This is a genomic window from Mesorhizobium sp. M1252, assembly GCF_040318265.1.
Classification (GTDB): domain Bacteria; phylum Pseudomonadota; class Alphaproteobacteria; order Rhizobiales; family Rhizobiaceae; genus Mesorhizobium.
The window spans coordinates 283,866-305,053 of record NZ_JAMYLX010000004.1; the positions used below are offsets into that span (position 1 = coordinate 283,866).

At 60.7% G+C, this 21,188-nt stretch carries 20 protein-coding genes and 1 tRNA gene; 11 read left to right on the forward strand and 10 right to left on the reverse strand.

The features are described from left to right. The first annotated feature begins 17 nt into the window (after positions 1 to 17). The 3 genes from NKH22_RS10610 to NKH22_RS10620 all read left to right on the forward strand — a co-directional run bounded on the left by NKH22_RS10610 (position 18) and on the right by NKH22_RS10620 (position 2,146). Complete coding sequence (locus NKH22_RS10610) at positions 18 to 788, forward strand: HugZ family pyridoxamine 5'-phosphate oxidase (protein ID WP_023691641.1); 771 nt, start codon at positions 18 to 20, stop codon at positions 786 to 788. A gap of 153 nt (positions 789 to 941) precedes the next feature. Further along, a complete protein-coding gene (locus NKH22_RS10615; RefSeq protein WP_023669951.1) occupies positions 942 to 1,280 on the forward strand; it encodes an ArsR/SmtB family transcription factor in 339 nt (112 codons plus the stop codon). A gap of 71 nt (positions 1,281 to 1,351) precedes the next feature. Beyond that, complete coding sequence (locus NKH22_RS10620) at positions 1,352 to 2,146, forward strand: TrmH family RNA methyltransferase (RefSeq protein ID WP_023691642.1); 795 nt, start codon at positions 1,352 to 1,354, stop codon at positions 2,144 to 2,146. Here NKH22_RS10620 and NKH22_RS10625 read toward each other — a convergent pair. Beyond that, the gene (locus tag NKH22_RS10625) at positions 2,131 to 3,345 is read right to left on the reverse strand and encodes a coiled-coil domain-containing protein (protein WP_023821624.1); all 1,215 of its coding nucleotides are present in this window, start codon (positions 3,343 to 3,345) and stop codon (positions 2,131 to 2,133) included. The genes NKH22_RS10620 and NKH22_RS10625 overlap by 16 nt on opposite strands. A gap of 155 nt (positions 3,346 to 3,500) precedes the next feature. Then, positions 3,501 to 4,037 (reverse strand): DUF1134 domain-containing protein, encoded by a 537-nt coding sequence (locus NKH22_RS10630; RefSeq protein WP_245259859.1) that lies wholly within the window; start codon positions 4,035 to 4,037, stop codon positions 3,501 to 3,503. Positions 4,038 to 4,428: 391 nt separating this feature from the next. On the opposite strand from NKH22_RS10630, the gene chpT reads away from it, so the two are divergent. Then, positions 4,429 to 5,058, forward strand: a complete 630-nt coding sequence (gene chpT, locus NKH22_RS10635) for a histidine phosphotransferase ChpT (protein ID WP_023669947.1) — start codon at positions 4,429 to 4,431, stop codon at positions 5,056 to 5,058. Between the two features lie 244 nt (positions 5,059 to 5,302). Next, positions 5,303 to 5,671 carry a response regulator gene (locus tag NKH22_RS10640; RefSeq protein ID WP_023821625.1) on the forward strand — a complete coding sequence of 123 codons (369 nt, stop codon included), beginning with the start codon at positions 5,303 to 5,305 and terminating at the stop codon, positions 5,669 to 5,671. A gap of 85 nt (positions 5,672 to 5,756) precedes the next feature. On the opposite strand, the gene ctrA is transcribed toward NKH22_RS10640, so the two are convergent. Then, complete coding sequence (ctrA, locus tag NKH22_RS10645) at positions 5,757 to 6,452, reverse strand: response regulator transcription factor CtrA (RefSeq protein WP_006203583.1); 696 nt, start codon at positions 6,450 to 6,452, stop codon at positions 5,757 to 5,759. Between the two features lie 449 nt (positions 6,453 to 6,901). Here ctrA and NKH22_RS10650 point away from each other — a divergent pair, with 449 nt between their 5' ends. Further along, a complete protein-coding gene (locus NKH22_RS10650) occupies positions 6,902 to 7,279 on the forward strand; it encodes a flagellar export protein FliJ (protein WP_023669945.1) in 378 nt (125 codons plus the stop codon). A gap of 108 nt (positions 7,280 to 7,387) precedes the next feature. Here NKH22_RS10650 and NKH22_RS10655 read toward each other — a convergent pair whose 3' ends face one another. Beyond that, on the reverse strand, positions 7,388 to 7,789 hold the full coding sequence (locus tag NKH22_RS10655) for a winged helix-turn-helix transcriptional regulator (RefSeq protein WP_023691645.1): 402 nt from the start codon (positions 7,787 to 7,789) through the stop codon (positions 7,388 to 7,390). Between the two features lie 91 nt (positions 7,790 to 7,880). Here NKH22_RS10655 and NKH22_RS10660 point away from each other — a divergent pair, with 91 nt between their 5' ends. Continuing rightward, positions 7,881 to 8,810 (forward strand): NADP-dependent oxidoreductase, encoded by a 930-nt coding sequence (locus NKH22_RS10660; RefSeq protein WP_023821626.1) that lies wholly within the window; start codon positions 7,881 to 7,883, stop codon positions 8,808 to 8,810. Positions 8,811 to 8,876: 66 nt separating this feature from the next. Here NKH22_RS10660 and sciP read toward each other — a convergent pair whose 3' ends face one another. After that, the gene (gene sciP, locus NKH22_RS10665) at positions 8,877 to 9,152 is read right to left on the reverse strand and encodes a CtrA inhibitor SciP (protein ID WP_013529904.1); all 276 of its coding nucleotides are present in this window, start codon (positions 9,150 to 9,152) and stop codon (positions 8,877 to 8,879) included. 257 nt (positions 9,153 to 9,409) lie between these two features. Here sciP and mnmA point away from each other — a divergent pair, with 257 nt between their 5' ends. After that, entirely contained in the window at positions 9,410 to 10,600 is a 1,191-nt protein-coding gene (gene mnmA / locus NKH22_RS10670; protein ID WP_023683624.1) for a tRNA 2-thiouridine(34) synthase MnmA, read from the forward strand. A 64-nt stretch (positions 10,601 to 10,664) separates the two neighbouring features. Here mnmA and NKH22_RS10675 read toward each other — a convergent pair whose 3' ends face one another. Next, positions 10,665 to 11,624 (reverse strand): Gfo/Idh/MocA family protein, encoded by a 960-nt coding sequence (locus NKH22_RS10675; protein ID WP_023699712.1) that lies wholly within the window; start codon positions 11,622 to 11,624, stop codon positions 10,665 to 10,667. A gap of 236 nt (positions 11,625 to 11,860) precedes the next feature. Here NKH22_RS10675 and NKH22_RS10680 point away from each other — a divergent pair. Continuing rightward, positions 11,861 to 11,937 (forward strand) — tRNA-Met (locus NKH22_RS10680). A gap of 310 nt (positions 11,938 to 12,247) precedes the next feature. Here NKH22_RS10680 and NKH22_RS10685 read toward each other — a convergent pair. From NKH22_RS10685 to NKH22_RS10695, 3 genes are all read right to left on the reverse strand, one after another. Next, the gene (locus NKH22_RS10685) at positions 12,248 to 13,402 is read right to left on the reverse strand and encodes a GNAT family N-acetyltransferase (RefSeq protein ID WP_023820701.1); all 1,155 of its coding nucleotides are present in this window, start codon (positions 13,400 to 13,402) and stop codon (positions 12,248 to 12,250) included. Continuing rightward, positions 13,399 to 14,391, reverse strand: a complete 993-nt coding sequence (locus NKH22_RS10690) for a sterol desaturase family protein (protein WP_023820700.1) — start codon at positions 14,389 to 14,391, stop codon at positions 13,399 to 13,401. The genes NKH22_RS10685 and NKH22_RS10690 overlap by 4 nt, the downstream gene beginning before the upstream one ends. A gap of 203 nt (positions 14,392 to 14,594) precedes the next feature. Further along, positions 14,595 to 16,601, reverse strand: a complete 2,007-nt coding sequence (locus tag NKH22_RS10695; protein WP_245260519.1) for a heparinase II/III family protein — start codon at positions 16,599 to 16,601, stop codon at positions 14,595 to 14,597. Positions 16,602 to 16,656: 55 nt separating this feature from the next. Here NKH22_RS10695 and NKH22_RS10700 point away from each other — a divergent pair, with 55 nt between their 5' ends. Together NKH22_RS10700 and asnB are read left to right on the forward strand one after the other, a co-directional pair. Further along, on the forward strand, positions 16,657 to 17,859 hold the full coding sequence (locus tag NKH22_RS10700) for a glycoside hydrolase family 5 protein (protein WP_032901950.1): 1,203 nt from the start codon (positions 16,657 to 16,659) through the stop codon (positions 17,857 to 17,859). Between the two features lie 222 nt (positions 17,860 to 18,081). Further along, complete coding sequence (gene asnB, locus NKH22_RS10705) at positions 18,082 to 19,971, forward strand: asparagine synthase (glutamine-hydrolyzing) (protein ID WP_023820698.1); 1,890 nt, start codon at positions 18,082 to 18,084, stop codon at positions 19,969 to 19,971. An 18-nt stretch (positions 19,972 to 19,989) separates the two neighbouring features. Here the strand turns inward: asnB and NKH22_RS10710 are convergent, their stop codons facing one another. Continuing rightward, the gene (locus NKH22_RS10710; RefSeq protein ID WP_023671802.1) at positions 19,990 to 21,108 is read right to left on the reverse strand and encodes a glycosyltransferase family 4 protein; all 1,119 of its coding nucleotides are present in this window, start codon (positions 21,106 to 21,108) and stop codon (positions 19,990 to 19,992) included. Between the last annotated feature and the right edge of the window lie 80 nt (positions 21,109 to 21,188).

The window sequence follows — 21,188 nt, forward strand, 5'->3', positions numbered from 1 at the left end:
CTTACCTGGTGAGCATTTTGGACCAGCCGAAGAAGGACGTCATTCGCGCGACGGACGCCGAGGCAATCAGGCTGGCCGCAACGCTGATCCGCAGCGCCCGTTTCGGCGCCCTCGCGGTGATCGAGCCCTCGACCGGCGCACCGCTGGCCTCCAGGGTCGGAGTCGCCACCGACATCGATGGCACGCCTCTAATCCTTGTCTCGGCGCTGTCAGCCCATACCGGCGCCATCCTTGCCGAGCCGCGCTGCTCGCTGCTTGTCGGCGAACCCGGCAAGGGCGATCCGCTGGCGCATCCCAGGATAACGCTGGTCTGCCGGGCGCAGCCGCTGGAACGCGGGTCGAGCGCGCATGCCCGCGCCGAGCGGCGCTATCTCAACCGCAATCCCAAGGCAAAGCTCTATGCCGAGCTCGGCGATTTCTCGATCTTTCGCCTCGAGCCGGAGCGCGCCAGCCTGAATGGCGGCTTCGGCAAGGCCTACCTGCTCGACCGCGCCGATCTCATCACCGAGGGGCCGATCGTCGACGAGCTGGCCGCCAGCGAACAATCCGCTCTCGACCACATGAATGCCGACCATCTCGACGCCATCGCCGTCTATGCCCATCATTTCGCCAGGGTTGAAGGTGATGGTTGGACCATGACCGGCTTCGATGCCGATGGCATGGACCTGGCATCGGGCGACACCGTTTGCAGGATCTATTTTCCGCAGCCATTGAAGACCGCGCGCGACCTGCGGCCGGTTCTGGTCGACATGGCCAAAGCCGGTCGTGCGCCAGCTACGCAAGGATAATCGTCATGAATCAAAAGCACGTCTTGAGATTTGGGCGAAATGATCTACGATTCAGGCGACGCTGAATCAGCAGCGTGATCCATAGCTGAATTATAGCAGCCAACGCTATTTGCCCCCATAGCGTTTGGATGAGCAGGAAAACATGGGGCATCGATGGTCTCGACCAAACTAATCGCCAATGCCGAATCGGCGGCGACATTTCTGACCCTTATGGGCAACGAAAAGCGGCTCTTGATCATGAGCTATCTGGCCGACGGTGAAATGTCGGTCGGCGCCATCGCCGAAAAGGTGATGCTCAGCCAGTCCGCTTTGTCGCAACATCTGGCCAAGCTCAGGGCGCTCGATCTTGTCGAGACCCGCCGCGACCGGCAGATGATCTACTATTCCTGCAAGTCCGAAGCGGTGCGCGAACTGTTGCGCATGCTGGACGGCATTTTCGGGATAGGCGACTTGTCCCAGATGGCAACGCGTCTGCGCCGCGCCGGGACTTGACCTGCAGGGCTTGACTGGCGACTCCGATCGCTCCTTACCTCGCTGACGATTTTTCGCCGGCCGAGGTATTGATGGATCCGATCCAGATCGACGACGCGCGCGATCCGCGGGTCGCCGCCTATCTCGACATCCGCGAGCGCGATCTCACCGGCCGCCATGGCCGGTTCGTTGCCGAAGGCAAGGTGGTGCTGGACGTCCTGCTGTCAGCCGGACGCTTTGCTGCGGAGTCGGTCCTGGTTCTCGAAAACCGCCTGGCCGGGCTCCACGACATACTGCGCAAGGCCCCTGCCGACCTGCCGGTCTACGTTGCGGCAAGCGCCGTCATGGACAGGATCGCCGGCTTCCACATGCATCGCGGTATATTGGCGATCTGCAGCAAGGGCACGCCACAGCCCGCCGAGGCCTTGCTCGACACCTTGCCTGCCGAAGCGTTGATCGTCGTTCTCATCGGCATCGCCAACCATGACAATATCGGATCGATCTTCCGCAATGCCGCCGCCTTCGGCGCCGATGCCGTCTTCGTCGACGCCACCTGTTGCGACCCACTGTATCGCAAGGCGATCCGCGTCTCCGTCGGCGCCGCGTTGAAGGTGCCCTTTGCGTCCTTCGGCGACACTGAAGCTTTCATCGCGAAGCTCGGCGAGTTGGACTTCGGCCAGGTCGCTTTGTCGCCGCGTGGTGAGGCTGACATTCGCGATGCCGCGCGACCGAAACGACTGGCGCTCTATCTCGGCACCGAAGGCGAGGGCCTCCCGGAGAGGCTGCTCACTCGCCTGCGGACGGTGCGGATCGCGATGTCGGAAGGGTTCGACAGCCTGAATGTTGCGGCCGCCTCAGCCATCGCGCTGCATCATTTTTCGCGCTGATAGGGGTAGTCGGGCAATTCCAAGCCGAGGCTCGAAACTCGGCTCGGCGAGTCCGCCTTCTGCAACGCCCGGACGCGATCGGCGAGGCTGGTGGTTCCTGACCGCGTTTCCTGCGGCGCCGCCAGCGCCTTGGCGATCGGTGAATCCGGTCCTTCGAGCTTGGCCGTCAAATGGACGACCTCAGCCGCCAGATTGTTCATCTGTTCGCGCAAGGCAGAACCGGCATCATTGCCATTGCCGGGGCCATTCCCGGGCTTCGCGGATCCAGAACCGCCAAGCTCCGCCTTCATCCGCTTGTTTTCGCGGGCCAGCGTCGTCAGCCTGGCTTCGAGCCGCTCTCGGTCGCCTTCGAGCTTGGCGAGCGTCTTGTCGATGTCCTCGTTCCTGGCGCGGGCACTGTCTTGCGCACCAACCAGGCCAGCAGCCACGGCGCCTCCTGTAGCCTCGCCCTTCACCCGCTCGCGAAGCCGGGCCAGTTCCTTTTCGCGGCGATCGAGCTTGTCCTCGCGATCGGCAAGCGTGGCGAGCAGGCGCTCGAGCTTTCTGTCGAGGTCGGCGGTTCTTTTCTTTTCGGCCTTCAAGGCATCGCGCGTGGCCTTGCCTTCGGCGACGACTTCCTGATGGCGCTTGTCGGCCTCCTTGCGCTGGCCGCGCAGCACTGAAATGTCGTTGGCGAGTTTTTCCAGCTCGGATTCGCGCGCCACCAGTTCGATCTGACGATTGCTGGAGGAGAAGGACGCGTCGTCGTACATATGTTCGAGCTTTTCCAGCTCGAGCGCGCGCTTTTCCATCATGCGCTCTGTTTGTGCAAGCCTGTCAGACAGCTGTTGTATCTGCTGCTCGCGATGCAGGAGCAATTCGTTTTTTTCCCCGAGCTCCGAGAGCGCCTGCTTCTTGTCCTTGCGCTCGACCGCCAGGCCCTTCAGCGCCTCGCGGCCGCGATTGATTTCGACGAGTTGCTCATTCGCCTGCTCACGCAGCGTCTTGATGCTGATTTCGAGCCGGCGCGTCGTCATGGCGAACTCGGCCCGCAAGCTGTCCTTGTCGGCCTGGATCTCGGCCAGCGTTCGCGGCACCGACGCCTCGACACGCTTGCGTGTCAGCGCGACCGCCCGCCGCCAGATGGCCGGCGCGACCAGCAGCGCCAGAAAGCCTGCGCACAGAAAGCCGAGGGCGAAGAACAGGATCGACTGAACCAAGGTGACTACCCGTTACGGGCGGGCCGCTATCCGGCAACCGCCAAGTCTGGACTTTGCCATGTTCGCATGACGCAAATCCAGCGCTGCGGCAAGGGTTTGCCGCAGCTGCACCGGGTCAGAATCTGTTGATCGGGTCGAAGTGTGGTCGGAATCGCTCAGAAAGGATTCCAGGTCGGCCTCTGCGTCAGCTTCAGATAGCCGAGATTGACGCCAAGCCGCGCGCCGACGCCGGTGCGGATCGGCACCAGCAGCACCCTGTTGTTCTGCAGCACGTTGAAGCCGACGCCGGCCACGACATAGGCCGAACCGGCAACGCCGCCGAACCGATTGTAGAGATTGCTGACGTCGTCGAGGTTATAGACGAGCATCATCACCCGCGATCCCTCGCCGCCGAAATCCCAACCGAGCGAAGGCCCTTGCCAGAACACCTTATGGTCGCCGGCATTCTTGGTGTAGAGCGTACCTTCGCCATAGGTCAGGCCGCCAATCAGCGCGCCGGATCCCTCTTCGCCGAGCAGATAGCCATTGGGCAGGCCGTAGGAGGCAAAAATCTTCTCGACGACGGTGGCGAGACCGCCCGACGTCGCGCCGAAGAACTTGTGACCGGAATCGACGATCTCCTGAGCGGTGTATTCCTGTGCCCGCGACGCAGAGGTTGAGAAAGCGAGAGCGCCCATGAGGGCAATCGCCATGAAGAAGACGCGGACAAACGTCCGGTCGTAGAATCGGGAAACCATGCTTCCAATCTCCGTCAGGGAGCACTTTCGCCGACGCCTCGCACCCCGTCCGGCTCTTTAGGCGGCCGTTAAGGATGACTGTTACGGGCAAACTATGCCGTAATCCTTTTTCAACCATTAACCTCCCACATGAACATGGCGGTTCGAAGGCTGTTTCTGACGGTCTGCGCGGGCTCCCATCCTGTGCAAAGATGCCGTTTTTCTCACAAGAATTGTGGATTGTTGCTGCACGCTCGGGCGCTGTGTATTCAGAATGCCTGGGGGGAGAGAGCGTGATTCGGGTGGTGAGCGTGGCTGTCGGCCGCGCGGCCACCAGGATGTGAATTTTAGCAGGGATTTTTCGCCGATGGCTGAGCTTTTCTCTCTCTCCGCACCCGATCTCGCAGCCTTGTTGTGCAGCCGAGTCTGCCACGACATCATTTCGCCGGTCGGCGCCATCAACAACGGCCTTGAACTCCTGGACGAGGGCGGCGCCGACGAAGACGCCATGAAACTGATCCGGCAGAGCGCCAGAAACGCTTCGGCCCGCCTGCAATTCGCCCGCATCGCCTTCGGTGCCGCCGGTTCGGCGGGCATGATGATCGACACCGGCGATGCCGAGTCCGTCGCCATCGCCTTCCTGAAGAACGAGAAGCCGGAATTGATCTGGAACGGGGTTCGCGCCCTGCTGCCCAAGAACAAGGTCAAGCTGCTGCTCAATTTGCTGCTCGTCGCCAATGCCGCCATCCCGCGCGGTGGCAGATTGGTGGTCACGCTGGAAAACCTCGACACCGAGCCGCGCTTTGCGCTTGCCGCAAGCGGCCCGATGCTGCGCGTGCCGCCGAAATTCCTCGAGCTCCATTCCGGCAACAAGCCCGAGGAGCCTATCGACGCCCATACCGTCCAGCCCTACTACACGCTGCTGCTGGCGCGTGAGGCCAACATGACGATCTCGATTCACGCGACCGCCGAAGAGATCGTGCTGTCCGCGGCCTGAGCGAAGCCGCTCGGCAGGACGTCCGAGCATCAAGAACAATCAAGTATCTTTTCCCGCTGATATTTGCGGCAATTCAGAACAGGCAAGTTTCATTGCCGGCAACGCCCCTGCCGAATGGGGCTGCAAACGACATGTTTGTAAAAACTTTACCTAACGGCTTTTCTGCTTCTTTACCAGATCGGCCTAGTGTGCATCCCGATACCCGGATGCCGCCGGTTCGCACCATGGCAAAGAGGACCCGGAAATGAAGCGCTGCATGTTTGTCGACGATTCGAGCGTCATCAGAAAGGTTGCAAAACGGATTCTTGGCGGCTCCGACATGGTGGTGATCGAAGCGGCAACTGGACTTGATGCTGTCGAGATGTGCGCTGCCGAGATGCCTGATGTGATTGTCGTCGACGGCGCCCTGCCGGACATGCAAGCGGTCGACGTCATTCGCCAGGTTCGCGCCATGGAGAGCACGATCAAACCGCAGATTCTGATCTCACTGGTCGAGGTCGATGTTGCCTCGATCATGAAGGCAAAGCGCGCCGGCGCCCAGGGTTATCTGTTGAAGCCGTTCAACCGGACGCAACTGCTCGAACGTTTTCGTACCTTGAAGGTTGCCGCCTGATTCGGCTCGTTTTCGGCCAAAAAGGACAGCAAAAAACCCGGCCTGAGCCGGGTTTTTTGCATTGGTTCAATCGGATGGTGTTCGCTCAGGCGCTGACGCGGATGTCTTCCGGCTCGCGCAGCACATAGCCGCGACCCCAGACCGTCTCGATGTAGTTCTGGCCACCGGATGCTGCGTCGAGCTTCTTGCGCAGCTTGCAAATGAAGACGTCGATGATCTTCAGTTCCGGTTCGTCCATGCCGCCATAAAGGTGGTTGAGGAACATTTCCTTGGTCAGCGTGGTGCCCTTGCGCAGCGAGAGCAACTCCAGCATCTGGTATTCCTTGCCGGTCAGATGCACGCGTTGACCGCCGACTTCGACGGTCTTGGCGTCGAGATTGACCACCAGGTCGCCGGTGGTGATGACCGACTGGGCATGGCCCTTGGAACGGCGCACGATGGCATGAATGCGGGCGACCAGCTCGTCCTTGTGGAACGGCTTGGTCATATAGTCGTCGGCGCCGAAGCCCAGGCCGCGCACCTTGTCCTCTATGCCGGCCATGCCGGACAGGATCAGGATCGGCGTCTTCACCTTGGACAGGCGAAGTGTCCGCAAGACTTCGTAGCCGGACATATCGGGAAGGTTGAGGTCGAGAAGAATGATATCGTAATCATAAAGTTTACCGAGATCGACACCTTCTTCGCCGAGGTCGGTCGTGTAAACATTAAAACTTTCAGATTTGAGCATCAGCTCGATGCTCTGAGCGGTTGCACTGTCGTCTTCTATCAGCAGAACGCGCATTTCATTCCCCTTTTCTGCCGCCGGACCATGTCACGACCCATCCGGGACCGGAGCAGTGATTGCCTGAACAGAGGCTGCCATCGAATGGTTAACAAAACCTAATTCCGCACCAAGGACGGTACCAGATTTTTTAACCCCTTTCTACACCCTCTTGAATCTAATGATGAATCACAGAACCAAATCGCTAATGCAACACATTAATAAGTCGGACTAAGTGACTCAAGGGACTCGCTGGCCGGCTTCCGTATCGGGAGCCGGAATTTTTACCCGGCCTTAAGTCCTCGCCCTTATGATTAACAATGCGCGTAAACGAATGGTTACTGCCGGCAAAAAACTTTAGGGATTTGTTTCCCATAGTACGGGGAATGCCGGTGGATACGGGCGGCGCCAGGCCCTGGCGGGCGGATTGGACGATATGTGCAGGTGTGCGTTTCCGGGAGTACCGAATCATGAAGTCACGTGAAAACCTCGTTCGGCTGAAGCAATTTCAGGTGAATGAGAAGCGGCGGCAGCTGCTGCAGCTCGACATGATGATCGCCGAGTTCGAGCGCATGGCCGTTGAACTGGAGCTTCAGATCACCGCCGAGGAGAAGAAGGCCGGCATCACCGACATCAATCATTTTGCCTATCCGACCTTCGCCAAGGCGGCGCGTCTGCGCCGTGATAACCTCAGAAACTCTCAAAGCGACCTCGCCCAGCAGCGAAGCGCTGCCGAATCATTACTCGGCGAAGCTGAAGCGGAGCTTTCCAAGGCCGAGATGCTGGAATCGCGCGACACCAAGATCCGCGACGCGGAACTCGGCGGTCGCAGCGCCATGATCGGCTGACGGCAGGGTTTTAACCCGACCGGCGCCGCCTGACGCCGCGCTTTGCTTTGCGTGTAGCGCGCCAAAAGGCTCCGGCGCTGCTGATCCGGCCGCAAGGCGGCCGCAGCTTCAGGCCCGTGCCAAATCCCTGTCCAGGTTCGCCGCTGCCCTCGCCCGCGCTTGCTTGATGTCAGGCACATGCTCTTCCGACCAGGAGCGTATCTGGGTGAGCAGCCCCGCCAGGTTCTGGCCAAGTTCGGTCAATTCATATTCGACCCGCGGCGGGATCACCGGAAAGATTTCGCGCCGCACAAGCCCGTCGCGCTCGAGGACGCGCAGCGTCTGCGTCAGCATTTTAGGCGTGATGCCTTCGAGCTTACGCGCCAGTTCGCCGTTGCGCATCCGGCCACGGCGCAGCGCACAAACCGTCAGATAGACCCATTTGCTGGCCAGCATCTCGAGCACGGCGTGCGAAGGACACGTCCGCTGGAAGGCGTCATAACCGGAGCCGCAATCATTATCACTATCCATGAGGTGCCTATATATGGAAAAGGTACATACTGGACAAGGGAATATTACTATCCAAATGATAGTGGCACAGAAACCTCAGCAGGAGCCTCCCATGCGTGCCGTTGTCCAGAATTCAGTCGGCGGACCCGACGTCCTCGTCATGGCCGATCGCCCCGCGCCCTCGCCCAAGTCAGGCGAAGTGCTCGTGCGCGTGCATGCCGCCGGTATCAATCCGGTCGATGGCTCGGTGCGCGCCGGTTACTATCCTTTGCTGGGCGAACCGCCCTTCACTTTGGGCTGGGATATTTCAGGCACGGTCGAGGCGGTGGGCCCAGGCGTCGATGGCTGCCTCAAGGTCGGTGACGCCGTGTTCGGCATGCCGCGTTTTCCCAAGCAGGCCGCGGCCTATGCGGAGCTCGCTGTGGCCCCGGCCGATGAAATCGCACCGAAGCCGCAAGGCATCGACCACAATCATGCCGGCGCGCTGCCGCTGGCCGGTCTGACCGCCTGGCAAGGCCTTGTCCGCCATGGCGGCCTGAAGCGCGGCCAGCGCGTGTTGATCCATGCTGCGGCCGGCGGCGTCGGGCATCTGGCGGTGCAGATCGCCAAGGCGCACGGCGCTTATGTCATCGCCACCGCCAGCCCGAAGAAACTCGATTTCGTCCGCTCGCTCGGCGCCGATGAAGTGGTCGACTACACCAAAGGAGATTTCGCCGCCGAGGTCAGCGACATCGACCTGGTGCTGGAGCCGATGGGCGGCGACCATGCCGACCAATCGCTGACAGTCCTGAAGGACGGTGGGGTCCTGGTGTCGCTGCTCAATGTCCACGACACCACCCGAGCCAAGGCTGCTGCGCGTGGGATCCGCGTCGAGCGCATGTCCGTCGTGCCCGACCGTGAAGGCCTCGTCGAACTTGGCAAACTGGTCGATGCGGGAAAGCTTGCGGTCCATGTGGCAAAGAGCTTTCCGCTCGAACAGGCGGGCGCCGCGCACGCTTTTCTCGCCACCAGGCCGATCGGCAAGGTGGTGCTGACGGTCTGAGCAGCAGGCATTACCGACAGGCAAAAGGGCGCGGTTACCGCGCCCTTTTCTGTTGTGGTCCTGGCTCTAGTGCCGGTATTGCTGGATGCGCGTCGTGCGCAGCCCGGCAAGGCCATATTCGTCGATCGACGCTTGCCAGGACAGGAATTCCTCGGTGGTCAGCTTGTAGCGCTGGCATGCCTCGTCGAGGCTCAAAAGCCCGCCGCGCACCGCAGCAACCACTTCCGCCTTGCGCCGGATAACCCAGCGACGTGTATTCGTCGGCGGAAGATCGGCAATCGTAAGAGGGCTGCCGTCAGGCCCAATAACATATTTGACTCGCGGTCTAACAAGATCGGTCATCGTACTCTCTACTAAAAACTCAAAGACCCAATCCCCACCACATTACCGCCACAGCTTTAAAAATTGCCTAAGCGAACCCTAATGAGTAGGTAAGGATCATGAACGCCGCGTTAGTCTTTTCGTCGGCATTTGAGGCAACGGCGGGCAGGCGCGCAATTTTCCCGCAAAATCGGCACCGCCGCAAAGCTGGCGCCGCTGGTGTGGTTGACCTATATTCGCGCCACTGCCATTGAAGCGCCGCGCAGAACGAAAGAACCATGAACAGCCTCGACCTTCCCGCCAGCCCGCAAAACACCCGCATCGTCGTCGCCATGTCGGGCGGTGTGGATTCGTCTGTCGTTGCCGGCCTTTTGAAGCGCGAAGGCTATGATGTCGTCGGCGTCACGCTGCAGCTCTACGACCATGGCGCCGCAACGCACCGGGCCGGGTCGTGCTGCGCCGGCCAGGACATTGACGATGCCCGCCGCGTTTCCGAGACACTGGGCATTCCGCATTACGTGCTCGACTATGAGGAGCGCTTCCGCAAGGCGGTCATCGACCCGTTTGCCGAGAGCTACGTTGCCGGCGAAACGCCCATTCCGTGCGTCTCTTGCAATCAGACGGTGAAGTTCGCCGACCTTTTGGCCACCGCCAAGGACCTTGGCGCCGATGCGCTCGCCACCGGCCATTATATCCGCTCCGGGGCCAATGGCGCCCACCGCGCGCTGTTCCGGCCCGTCGATGCCGACCGCGACCAGAGCTATTTCCTGTTTGCCACCACGCAGGCGCAGATCGACTATCTGCGCTTTCCGCTGGGTGGGCTGTCCAAGCCTGCGGTGCGTGCCATCGCCGAAGAAATGGGGCTGACCGTCGCCGCCAAGCAGGACAGTCAGGACATCTGCTTCGTGCCGCAGGGCAAATATTCCGACATCATCGCCAAGCTGAAGCCGGCTGCCGCCAACCCAGGCGACATCGTCCATATCGACGGCCGCGTGCTCGGTCGCCATGACGGCATCCTGCGCTATACGATCGGCCAGCGCCGCGGCATCGGCATCGCCTCGGGCGAGCCGCTTTACGTCGTCCATCTCGACGCCGACCGGGCCCGCGTCATCGTCGGTCCGCGCGAGGCGCTGGAGACGCACAAGATCTATCTGCGCAACATGAATTGGCTGGGCGATCGCGCGCTGTCCGACATTCCGGCCGCCGGCATGGAGCTGTTCGCCAAGGTCCGCTCGACGCGGCCGCCGCGCCCGGCCGTGCTGCATCACCGCGCCGGCAGCACCTTTGTCGAACTGGTCGACGGCGAGTCCGGCATCGCGCCCGGACAGGCCTGCGTGCTCTATTCTGACGACGGCAACGAAGCCCGCGTCTTCGGCGGCGGCTTCATCGAGCGCTCCGAGCGCGGCGCCGAGGCCGAAGCCATGCTCAGCCGGCTCGCAGCCAGGCCGGCGCAGATTCCCGCAGAGTAAACACTACCCTCTCGGAGACAGTTTTAGTTTCGATCTGCCTTAAGAGCAGAGTTTCGAAACGGTCTCAGGACTTTGTGTGCGTGACCGTGCCCGCCGTCAGGATGCGCAGCACCCTGATGGCTTCCTCGCCGCTGGTGCGCGGCTCGGCCCGCGTCTCGATACACTGGATAAAGTGCTCGAGCTCGCGTGTCAGCGGCATGCCCTGGCCGACCGCGACATAGGACGGCTCGTTGGTGGTGAAGGCCCACTGGCCGCTGTCCTGCCACACCGCGTGGCGGTAGACGGCCAGCTTGCGCTCCCATGGCTCGACATCGTCGAACACCGCCATTGCCTTGGTGCCGACCACGGTCAGCCGCCGCTCGCGATAGGGATTGAGCCGCGAGGTGAAGAGATGGCTGCGCAAGCCATTGGGAAAACGCATGTGCAGATGCGCGAAATCGCTGAGATTGTCGAGGAGTGCGGCCCCCTCGCCCCTGACGTCGATCGGCTCGGTGCCGGTGATGGCCAGGATCATCGACAGATCGTGCGGCGCCAGATCCCACAGTGCGTCGTTCTCGGTGTGGAATTTGCCGAGGCCGAGCCGGTGCGAGTGGATGTAGCGAACCTCGCCGAGCTCGCCATTGTCGATCAGCGCCTTCAGCGTCTCGAAGGCGGGATGGAAGCGCAAGACATGGCCGACCATGAACACGCGGCCGTTGTCCCTGGCCGCCTGCACGGCGCGCTCGGCGTCGGGCACGGTCAACGCAATCGGCTTTTCCACCAGCACGTCCTTGCCGGCCTCAGCGGCGCGCACGGCAAGATCGGCATGGAACTGCGGCGGCAGCGCCATCACGATGGCGTCGATATCATCACGCACGAACAGCTGGTCGGGCTCGATCGCCAGGCAGTCCTGCTCGCTGGCAAAGCCTTCGGCCCGCGCCCGATTGGCATCGGAAACCGCATGCAGCGCGCCGAGCGCCTTGAGGGTGCGGATGTGGTTGCTGCCCCAGTATCCGCAACCGAGGACTGCAATGCGCGGCTTCATCAGCTTCAAACTCTAATTTCTTGGCCGAGACATAGCGGCGTGCCCCGTCGAACTCAACCCCGGTGGCTTACCGGAAATGCCAGCCCGGCAAAGCTTTTACCGGCGACAATATGCCGGCGCCCCTCGCGCATCGATGCTTGACAGGCTCGCCCTCCCAACCTTATATCCGCGCGACCTTGGCGAACGCCTCGAAATGCCTTTCGATTTAAGGCGGATTTCGGGCCTTTCGCCGCCCTGGCGGGGTAGCTCAGTTGGTTAGAGCACGGGAATCATAATCCTGGGGTCGGGGGTTCAAGTCCCTCTCCCGCTACCAGCCTACCTTAGGTGTTGAATCACAGTAAAACGCGGACCTATGGTAGGCGCCCTGTCCGAAAAAATCTTCAATGATTTTCAGGACCTAGCCTGCTACCGTTGTGACGCCAACGAACGTGTTGCGACGCTTCGCAGACGACAAACTGCGCCTCGAGAGACGTGATTTGCGAGAATTGGCTGAAGCCTCCACCTGCGGACCACATTCGGTCCCGATTCCGAGGCGCAATAGACGCGGATTTTCGAATGGCGCGCCCATGTCGCACGCCAAGCCCTCAACGCTCGGCGGCTTATGCCCGAGTTATCCAGCTAAATTAAGCAGTCTCATCGGGCGGGCGCTCTGGATTCGCCGACGCCAATCCGCGTGTGCGTACGCGGATCGTCTGACAGATACGATCAGCGAGAGAAGCGAGCGCGCCCTGCACAGTGCGTGCCCCAAGAACGGATTGGAGGGTAACGGCCTGTGTTGCAAACCTATGTTTGAAGGCCTCTCCGCCACAGAGGAAATCGACCAATCCCAAGCCGTGATCAAACGACCACTGTATATACTCCGTAATCAGGACCGCACCCGGCGACGCTCGGCTAAAATCAGGGTCGTAGGTCGTAACGAATGCCATCATGACGTTGTGCTGGACGATGTTGATGGAAACCGCGACCATCGCACCATTGCATTCAAGTACGAAAATGCGCAGCACACCGGCGCGTGACAGCGCGTCCACCAGGGCGGCAAGAACCGGCTCGCCCTCTTCGAAAAGGTCGGATTCACGCGTGTGCTTTTCCAGCCATCTGCGCTTCAGCGCCGATAGTCGCTCCAGCAATGGCTGCAGCGGCTCGTCGGCCGACAGGAGGCGGAATTTCGCTTCGCCTGTTTCCTCCAGTATCTTGATGCCGCGCCGATAGTTCTGGCGCATCTTTTTCGGCTGGTCCGCCAGCCACGCTGCTCCGCTGGCCCACTGTCCAGCGACGCGATAACTGACTTCCTCCCGGTGATTGGCGCGAAGCTTGACGCCGCTGGAAGAGCCCGGTGTAAAAATCCTGCGGGCTCCCGCATCCGGCGACAGACGATTGATAAAAGCAAGATCGAAGCCACCCGCCGAACAGATCCGGTTCCAGAGGTCCTGGAGGGCCGATAGGGAGCATTCCGGCGCGACAAGAATATCACCATAGTCCGTATAGCTATTGGCGGCCCATTCGAGGAGCCGAAGTCCTTTTCGTCTGCCGATCGCCAGGGGAATGACAGCGACCAGCCTGTCATCGCTCCATACCAGGCCGATCCGCAGCGAGCGCCGGGCGCGGTCACGCACGGTGCTCCACCATGCCGAAACCCAGGCATGGCTCTGAAAGATCAGTGCATCGGTACGATGCCATAGGTCTACCCATTCGGCTTCGATGGCGGCCAGGCGATCCGTCGAACTGACGATTTCCAGTCGCTCCGCACCAACAGCGTCAATCGAAGCCATTTTGTTCATGGTTGGAGACGGTCCTGCGGCTGCGCGACATCGATGCGCTTTTGAAAAAGTCGCATGATATGGTTTGCCATTTTCTTGAGCGGCAGCACGTAAAGTCCGAAAAGTGACTGATAGTCGCGTACGTCGCGATCTATCAGTCCAAACTTGAGGTCTTCGTCCGGATCCGGGATGAACTGCGTTCCGAATATGCGATCCCAGAATGAAAAAAGCAGCCCGAAATTCTTGTCGTAGTGGCGAGGGTCGACACTGTGATGCACCTGGTGCCAGTGCGGACACAAGATGACGCCGTTCAACCGGCCGAAGGAAATCTTCAGATGCGTGTGGCGAACAAAGTCCATCATGAGAATGTTGCGAATGACATAGACGTTGATGCCAAATATGGCGATCTCGACCGGATTAAGCGCAATCAGGCTCCACAAGCCGAAACTGATCCCCGGTATGACGCCGTCCCAGATCCGGTTCATCAGATCGTCCAGGGGGTGAACCCGGTCCTTGGTGATCCCAACCATCACTTCGGCCGAATGATGCACCTTGTGCAATTCCCACAGGAACGGAAAACGGTGCTGGGCAACGTGATATAGGTAGTAGGAGATATCGTAAGCAACGAGCATGGTTGCGGTGAAGAGGATGATCGTCACTGGGCCGGCGGGGCCGGGTATCAGCGGTTGCGAGATGCTGAAGAGCCAGCCGACTGCCTGGTTTGTTGCATATCCCGTGGCGGCAACGAAGGTGACACCGGCGGGAATGAGCAGGAAGGGCATCACCAGCCTTTTCGTGATCCAGAACAATGCGTCCGCTCGCGCCGATGGGTGCATGATGACTTCCGCGGGAAAGGCGAAGTCGAAAAAGTCCCGGAAGGATTTCTGTTCGACCGTTCGCCAGTAGGCGACCACCGCGCTCCCCAGCGCCGTGAGCAACAGGAGACCGAGTGTCAGCAGATTGATGTGTGAGAGTTTTTCCACGATCACTCTGGCGAATTCCGAAAACATCGATGCAGTGGCTCCTAGGTGGTGAAATGGTGACCCGGCTCGTCGCGAAGCACATATTGCCAGGCCCATCATATGCTGCCCGCAACTGTGTATCGGGATGCGACTGGCAGAACAATCATGGCCAAATTAGCAGATCAACGGTGTCAAAACCGCTAAATATCTGAACGTAATTAATGTCGAACGCTGCGCCTGCAACCTGCCCGTTATCGGGTCTGCGGCGGACTTGGCGCGAGCCGGATGACTACTCCCTTTTCGCCTACTTGGCCACGCCATGCGAGGCGTTCGGCTGGCTGCCTTGCACCAAAACGCGGCGAAACCCAGCCGCCCTGGCCCGGTGTGTCGCCGCCGGAACGGATGTGGATCGCTGCGTCTGGAAAGTGGATAGTCATCAAAGGTTCAGCGCCGCGCAATATCGTGACAATGTTTCCATCCCTGTTGGCGTGGAGGTCGGCGGCGAGTTGGAAGACGATCTCAGCGACGCGGCTGCCGCCGAGCAGTTGGTCGGTCACGAGGATGCCGTCGCCATCGCGTGTCACGGCGCGTTGATGCACAACGCCGAAGCGGCCTTTGTACCCGTCATGTCGGGCACACAGCCTCCAGTGCGGCCCCGGCTCGCTCTCCACCAATGTCGCAACCGCCTTGTGCGACCAGTTGAACGCCCCGGAGATGATGCTTTGGCTTTTACCCTCTAGGTTCAGCGTGTTGTGCGCCGGCGTCGAGCGGAACCAGTCGCGCCAGCCTCCCCCCGAACCATAGAGCCATGTGCCGGGGTCGACCAGCACCGGATCGCCGTCAATGCACAGGGTGAGCGACAGCGCGTCGGCATGACCGTGCGCCGCTATCGAAAGGTAGCCCAGCGGGCCGTGGTCGTATGTCAGATGGACGTTGCGACCATTCATCTCGCCGCGCCAGACGGAGAGCCCGCCTTGCGTGAATGTATGCAATCCATTCGGCACCGGCGCCGGCCGCGGTGGCGCGCCGAAGAAAAGCGCACGAAAATCGCCAGGCTCCGGTGCGCTGCCCGGCATCCGTAGAAAACCACGGATGGCGGCCGCGACCGATCCGACATAATCGGTTTCGCCCCCCAGCGTGATCACGCGGCCTTCATCATTGTCGCCGAAGCCGCTGGTTTTCGGCGGGAGCCAGCCTGCGAAATTGGCGAAAGCGGCCAAACGCGCTTCGACGGGCTGGGGAAAAGGCAGTCCGGCCTGGCGCGCCGCCGCAGCGCACAGCAGGAAAAGTTCGGCACTGAAGGCGGCGTAGGTCGGGGTCTGCTCGGCCCCGGCGCCATCGGCCAGGATCTGTTTGAGCACCTCAGCCAGGAGCGACTCGCGAGCCACCTCGGCCCCGAAAGCCAGACCGATCAAATATTCGCCAGCCAATTCCGCGACGAGATGGTTGTTGGCGGACGAAAAACGGGAGGGAAACCGCGGCAGCCAATAGGCGCTTGCCGCCAGTATTTCACCGACTTTTTCTCGCGTCGCCGCGCCAAGCCGGTCGCCGACGAGGTCGAGCGTGACAATCAGGCTGATGGCTCGTAGCGCGACCTCGATGCCCGAGGCCCAGCCAACGCCCTGAAATGGTGGGTTGGCGAAATGCCAGCTCTCGATCGCCGCCTCGATGGCCGCACGGGATTGATCATCGCCGGTGAGAAGCAGATGGGCAGCCAGTGGCGGCAGTTGCTGCAGCCGGTTGATTTCCCAGACATATTTTACATCGCCACGGCCGGTGGCATGGCGAAAATCGATATCGAAAGTATGGGTCTTGGGGCCTGGCCAAAGCCGGCCGGTCACCGGATCAAGGCGCCAGAGCTCGGGTGGAAAGAGAGTATGGGGGTCTCGCTGTGGCCAGGTCTGGCCAAGTGCTGAAAACTGGCCCCGAAGAGTGTTTTGCGCAGCCGCCTGGATAGCTTGCCGCTGGGCTGGTGTCGCAGCGGCCGGCACAGCATTCCGCAATCCGTGCAGCACCGGGTGCAACTGCGGCGACGCATAGCGCTGCCAGCCGTCGTCGCGGCGGCGCGAAACGGTCCTCCGGCGCTGCTCGTCCAACCGATGCAATATCTCGGCCAACTCCATGCTGCGTAATCGGTTGAAATACCACCCGACCCTCATCCGCGCTCCGCCAAGATTTTGATCCTCATACACCATCCCGTCGAAAAAGCGTGTGGCGGCATCCTCTTTTCCGTTCCCGCGGTTAATATCTTCGGCCATGACGCGGAGTTTTGCGATGAGAAAAGTTGTCTACGTCATAGCGTGCGCGCTTGGCATGGCTATGTCAGCCGAGGCGGCGCCGATCCCGCTTGAGCGCGGCGTCGGCGTCCATGAATGGCTCAACTGGTCGCCGGTGGAGAAAGATGGTTCCTACAAATGGCCGCCCTATCGCAGCGAGAAGGAATGGCTTGCGGGCGGCAGGCCGCTCACCGATTGGCCGGACGGCGACCAGTTTGATCGCATTCGATCCATGGGCTTCGACTTTGTCCGGCTGAGTGTCGACCCTGGCCCTCTGCTTGCCAGCGAGGGCGCCAAACGACAACAGGCGCTGGACATGCTTGCCGCTGCGGTGCAGCGGGTCGTTTCAAGCGGGCTCAAGGTGGTTTTCGATCTGCATGGCGTCAGCCAGGTTCCGGCCTACAGCATGGAAATGATCTATGGCGGGGCCGACAGCGAGGGTGTTGCCCGCTATCGCAAAATGGTAGTGGCGGTGGCTGCCATGCTGATCAAAATTGGCGCCGACAAGGTCGCCCTCGAGCCCTATAACGAGCCCGCCTACTACCCTTGCGATTCAAGCGGCAGCGATGACTGGCAGCGGATCATGGCAGGCACGGTTCGCGATATTCGCGCCGTCAGCAGCGAACTCACCATCGTCGCGACCGGCGCCTGCGGCGGGAGCATCGCGGGACTGGTCAACCTGGACCCCAACTTCGACGACCCCAACGTCTATTACAGTTTCCACATGTATGATCCGCACAGCTTCACGCACCAGCGGGCCGATGACAAGAACGCTTTCTCCTCCGGCCTTCCCTGGCCTGCCGACGCCAGCACGCCCGAAGTGGTCGCCGAAACCCTCAAGGCGCAGATGGACGCCGCCGGCTTGAGCCAGATCGAAGAGGTGATGAACATGGCCTCGGCGCGTGAAACGATCGCCCGATACTTTGAGCAGAATTGGGGGCAGAGCCAGCTCGAAGCGGGTTTCCGTCAGGCGGTCGACTGGGCTGAAGCCCATGGCATAGCGAGCCGACGCCTGTTCGTGGGCGAATTCGGCGTTATCCTGATGTCTGCGGATGGCCGCATGGGAGCTTTCGATGCTGATCGCCTGCGCTATCTCATCGCAGTGCGCAGAGAGGCGGAACGCTTCGCGATGCCGTGGTCGGCCTGGGAATTCTCCAATCCTTACGGAATGAGTGTTATCCAACCCAAGGGGCCTGCGATCCCGGACCGGGAGATGTTGCGGGCACTGGGCCTGCCATAACTCGTCATCGGGTCAGGATCGGTTCGAGCGGTCTGCCTGGTTGCTGGCGATCAATCGCGTGAAACCCAAGGACTGTCGTCTCCAGTTGCAGCCGAGAGGGCCTGATCGAACCAAATCAGGCTCAGTTTTAAAATCACTCCACCGAGCAGCTATTTAATATATTCGCTGTAGATTGGTGTCCTCGATCATACGCAAACAAGGGAAAGAGGGCCAAGGGAAAGAATGTGCGGAATTGCCGGCTGGATTGGGCGCAGGGTCGAGAAGCCACAAGATCGGGCCGCCGGGATGTCGAATGCCTTGCAGCATCGTGGTCCCGATGCCGAAGGCATCGAACTCCTGGACCTGAACACAGGCGAGGACCAGTTGGCATTGGTGCATCGCCGCCTGGCGATTATTGACTTAAACGCCGATTCAAATCAGCCGATGCAGACCGAGGACGGACGGCTCCGGATTATTTTCAACGGCGAAATATACAACTACATCGAGCTGCGTGAGGAGTTGATCGGTCTCGGTCACCGTTTTCGCACACGCTCCGACACGGAAGTGCTGCTCAGGGCTTATGACCAGTGGCGCCTGGCCATGTTCGACCGGTTGAGCGGGATGTTCGCTTTTGCGCTGTGGGACGCTCAACGGCGCGAATTGATCCTCGCCCGCGACCCCTTTGGAAAAAAACCCCTTTACCTCATGCAAGGCAGAAATTTGCTGTCGTTTGCCTCGGAGATCAGCGCGTTGTTGTCTGCGCAGCCAGATGGCCAGCAGCTCGATCTGGATGGAGTGCGCGAGTATCTGACCTGGCGTTACGTGCCTGGACCGCGGACGCTTTTCAAACAGATCCGCAAGCTCAACCCGGGAAGCTACGCTGTGTGGTCGCAAGGGGAAGTAACGGAAACGCGCTATTATGCGCCCCCGGATCAGACCGATCTGACAGCGGATATCGATCCAGGAACCGCCAAGCGACGATTTCTGGAATTGCTCGACCGTTCTGTCGAGATCAGGATGCGCAGTGATGCGCCGTTTGGCGCCTTTCTGTCCGGGGGGCTCGACTCGTCGGCAATCGTTGCCCTGATGACCAGGCACAGCGACAACCCCATTCGTACGTTTTCGGTCGGTTTCAGCGAACAGGCTTACAGCGAGCTTCCATTCGCCCGGCGCGTCGCCGATCATTTCAAGACCGATCATTGCGAAATCGTCATCCAGGCGGATGACCTGATGAATCATCTGCCCAAGATGGTCCGCCATCGGGGGGCACCTGTTTCACAAAGTACGGACATTCCAATTTACCTGATGTCGGTTCGAGCCTCGCGGGACGTCAAGATGGTGCTTACGGGCGAAGGGGCGGACGAGATTCTCGGCGGCTACCCCAAACATCGCGCAGAGTCTCTGGCGGGTGTCTACCGGTCACTTGTTCCAGCGTCGCTTCACAACAATCTCCTCGCCCCTTTGATGCGCGCATTGCCCGGCGCATCGGCCAAGTTCGACATATTTGCCCGAAGCGCGGGTGAACGGGACTTTGCCACCCGGATGATCTCCTGGTTTGGAGCCATGACGGCGCGGGAACGCGATTCGCTCCTCGGTGGATTGGCCACTTGCGGCCATGACCGCAATGATTTCCCGTTCTCTTCGAGTGTGACGGAATCTCATCTGCGCCGTGTGTTGTTTTTTGATCAGACATCGTGGTTGCCCGACAACCTCTTGGAACGGGGCGACCGAGTGATGATGGCCGGTTCAATCGAGGGGCGAATGCCATTCCTTGATCGCGATCTGGTTTCCTTCGTCAGCCAACTGCCCGATCGTTACAGGCTGGGCCTCCTGCACAGCAAACAGATCCTGCGCGACTGCATGGCCGGCATGGTTCCCGACGAGGTCCTCAACCGCCCAAAGATCGGCTTCAAGGTGCCCGTCGCCGAATGGTTCCGCGGGCCGATGAGCGATTATGTACGGGACCATCTGTGTTCGTCCCATTCGGTCATCCGTAGCTATTTGAGCGCCAAGAAGCTGGACCAGATGGTCAGGGAGCACGCCGAGCGCGCCGCGGACCACGAAAAACTGATATGGGCGCTTTTGAACCTGGAGATATTCCACCGCGAATTCGCGCTTGGCCCGCCGCAGTGACGACAATGAAGGACAGCGTCAGCGCTTGACCGATCGCGCCTCGGACGCGACCGATCTCCAGACATCGCAGATCGCGTCGACAAACGGTGCAAGCTCAAGCCTTTCCCGGTGCACCGCCATGGCGGCGGCGCCAAGCCGCGCGCGCAGCGCCGTATCCTCGACCAGCCGAGTTAACGCCTCGGTCAACGCCGCCACATCGCCGGGCGGCACCAACAGACCGGATTGTTCGTGGGTGATGATGTCCTCGACCGCGCCAACCGGGGTGGCCACGACAGCCAGGCCGGCCGCCATGCCTTCGATCACCGACATTGGCAGATTTTCGGCGAACGAGGGGAGCACCAGAATATCGGCCGAAGCGATCAGTGATGCGACCTCGTCAGGTCCCACCCAGCCCGGAAAAGCAATACGGTCGGCAATCCCTAGAGCGACCGACCTCGCTCGTGCCGGCTCGACCTCACCATCGCCGGCGATCGTGGCACGCCAACCCCTGAGATGTTTCATCCGCTCCAGCGCCTCGCCCAACTGCGGCACGCCCTTTCGCTCGCCGATGCGGCCGAGGAACAGGATGTGCACGTGATCGCCTCCGCCGACATGCGCCAGGGAAGGAACTGCCGTGGCGTTGGGAACGATGACAATATTGCCGCCGTTCGCCGGTGCCCGGCTGGCGACGAAATCGCGCCAAAGCCCCCCCAGGACAATCACCCGGCCGGCATGCTCGAACAGAGCCCTGATACGGCGGCTCATGAAACTATGATCATCTTTCCAGAATGTCTGATACTGCGCCCCATGCAGATGAAGGACATATGGTATCGACAACAGCCTGGCGCAGGCGGCGATCATCATCTTGCGATAGGTGCTGCCGGAGACCGATATATTGATGTGAATGACGTCGGCGCGTCTGTCGAGGCGGGCCGCAAGCATCCGCGCGCAAAAACCAAGCATGTAGAAGATCGAAAGCCCGACATGTCCCGGGCCACGGCTGGAAAGAAAGCGCAGATCGATGTCGGCGATCTCTTGCCGTTCGAACTCCTGCTTCAGCGCCCCCATGATCCGGTCGATGCCGCCTTGTCCCGAAACGCCCGAGGGCGTTGCGACCAGGACATGTATTTTTCTATTGTGGGCGAGACGCTGCAACATGACACCATTTGGATTGCGGATGCCGGGTGACCGTAAAGCAAAGGTTCCAAAAAAGGTTTACGACAAATCTTTTGGTTCAA

What these genes read in the sequence shown, in the direction of transcription:
- NKH22_RS10615 (WP_023669951.1), top strand. Translation starts at nt 942, where the DNA reads ATGGTCTCGACCAAACTAATCGCCAATGCCGAATCGGCGGCGACATTT.
- NKH22_RS10620 (WP_023691642.1), top strand. Translation starts at nt 1,352, where the DNA reads ATGGATCCGATCCAGATCGACGACGCGCGCGATCCGCGGGTCGCCGCC.
- NKH22_RS10630 (WP_245259859.1), bottom strand. Translation starts at nt 4,037, where the DNA reads ATGGCGATTGCCCTCATGGGCGCTCTCGCTTTCTCAACCTCTGCGTCG.
- chpT (WP_023669947.1), top strand. Translation starts at nt 4,429, where the DNA reads ATGGCTGAGCTTTTCTCTCTCTCCGCACCCGATCTCGCAGCCTTGTTG.
- NKH22_RS10640 (WP_023821625.1), top strand. Translation starts at nt 5,303, where the DNA reads ATGAAGCGCTGCATGTTTGTCGACGATTCGAGCGTCATCAGAAAGGTT.
- ctrA (WP_006203583.1), bottom strand. Translation starts at nt 6,452, where the DNA reads ATGCGCGTTCTGCTGATAGAAGACGACAGTGCAACCGCTCAGAGCATC.
- NKH22_RS10650 (WP_023669945.1), top strand. Translation starts at nt 6,902, where the DNA reads ATGAAGTCACGTGAAAACCTCGTTCGGCTGAAGCAATTTCAGGTGAAT.
- NKH22_RS10655 (WP_023691645.1), bottom strand. Translation starts at nt 7,789, where the DNA reads ATGGATAGTGATAATGATTGCGGCTCCGGTTATGACGCCTTCCAGCGG.
- NKH22_RS10660 (WP_023821626.1), top strand. Translation starts at nt 7,881, where the DNA reads ATGCGTGCCGTTGTCCAGAATTCAGTCGGCGGACCCGACGTCCTCGTC.
- sciP (WP_013529904.1), bottom strand. Translation starts at nt 9,152, where the DNA reads ATGACCGATCTTGTTAGACCGCGAGTCAAATATGTTATTGGGCCTGAC.
- mnmA (WP_023683624.1), top strand. Translation starts at nt 9,410, where the DNA reads ATGAACAGCCTCGACCTTCCCGCCAGCCCGCAAAACACCCGCATCGTC.
- NKH22_RS10675 (WP_023699712.1), bottom strand. Translation starts at nt 11,624, where the DNA reads ATGAAGCCGCGCATTGCAGTCCTCGGTTGCGGATACTGGGGCAGCAAC.
- NKH22_RS10685 (WP_023820701.1), bottom strand. Translation starts at nt 13,402, where the DNA reads ATGAACAAAATGGCTTCGATTGACGCTGTTGGTGCGGAGCGACTGGAA.
- NKH22_RS10690 (WP_023820700.1), bottom strand. Translation starts at nt 14,391, where the DNA reads ATGTTTTCGGAATTCGCCAGAGTGATCGTGGAAAAACTCTCACACATC.
- NKH22_RS10695 (WP_245260519.1), bottom strand. Translation starts at nt 16,601, where the DNA reads ATGGCCGAAGATATTAACCGCGGGAACGGAAAAGAGGATGCCGCCACA.
- NKH22_RS10700 (WP_032901950.1), top strand. Translation starts at nt 16,657, where the DNA reads ATGGCTATGTCAGCCGAGGCGGCGCCGATCCCGCTTGAGCGCGGCGTC.
- asnB (WP_023820698.1), top strand. Translation starts at nt 18,082, where the DNA reads ATGTGCGGAATTGCCGGCTGGATTGGGCGCAGGGTCGAGAAGCCACAA.
- NKH22_RS10710 (WP_023671802.1), bottom strand. Translation starts at nt 21,108, where the DNA reads ATGTTGCAGCGTCTCGCCCACAATAGAAAAATACATGTCCTGGTCGCA.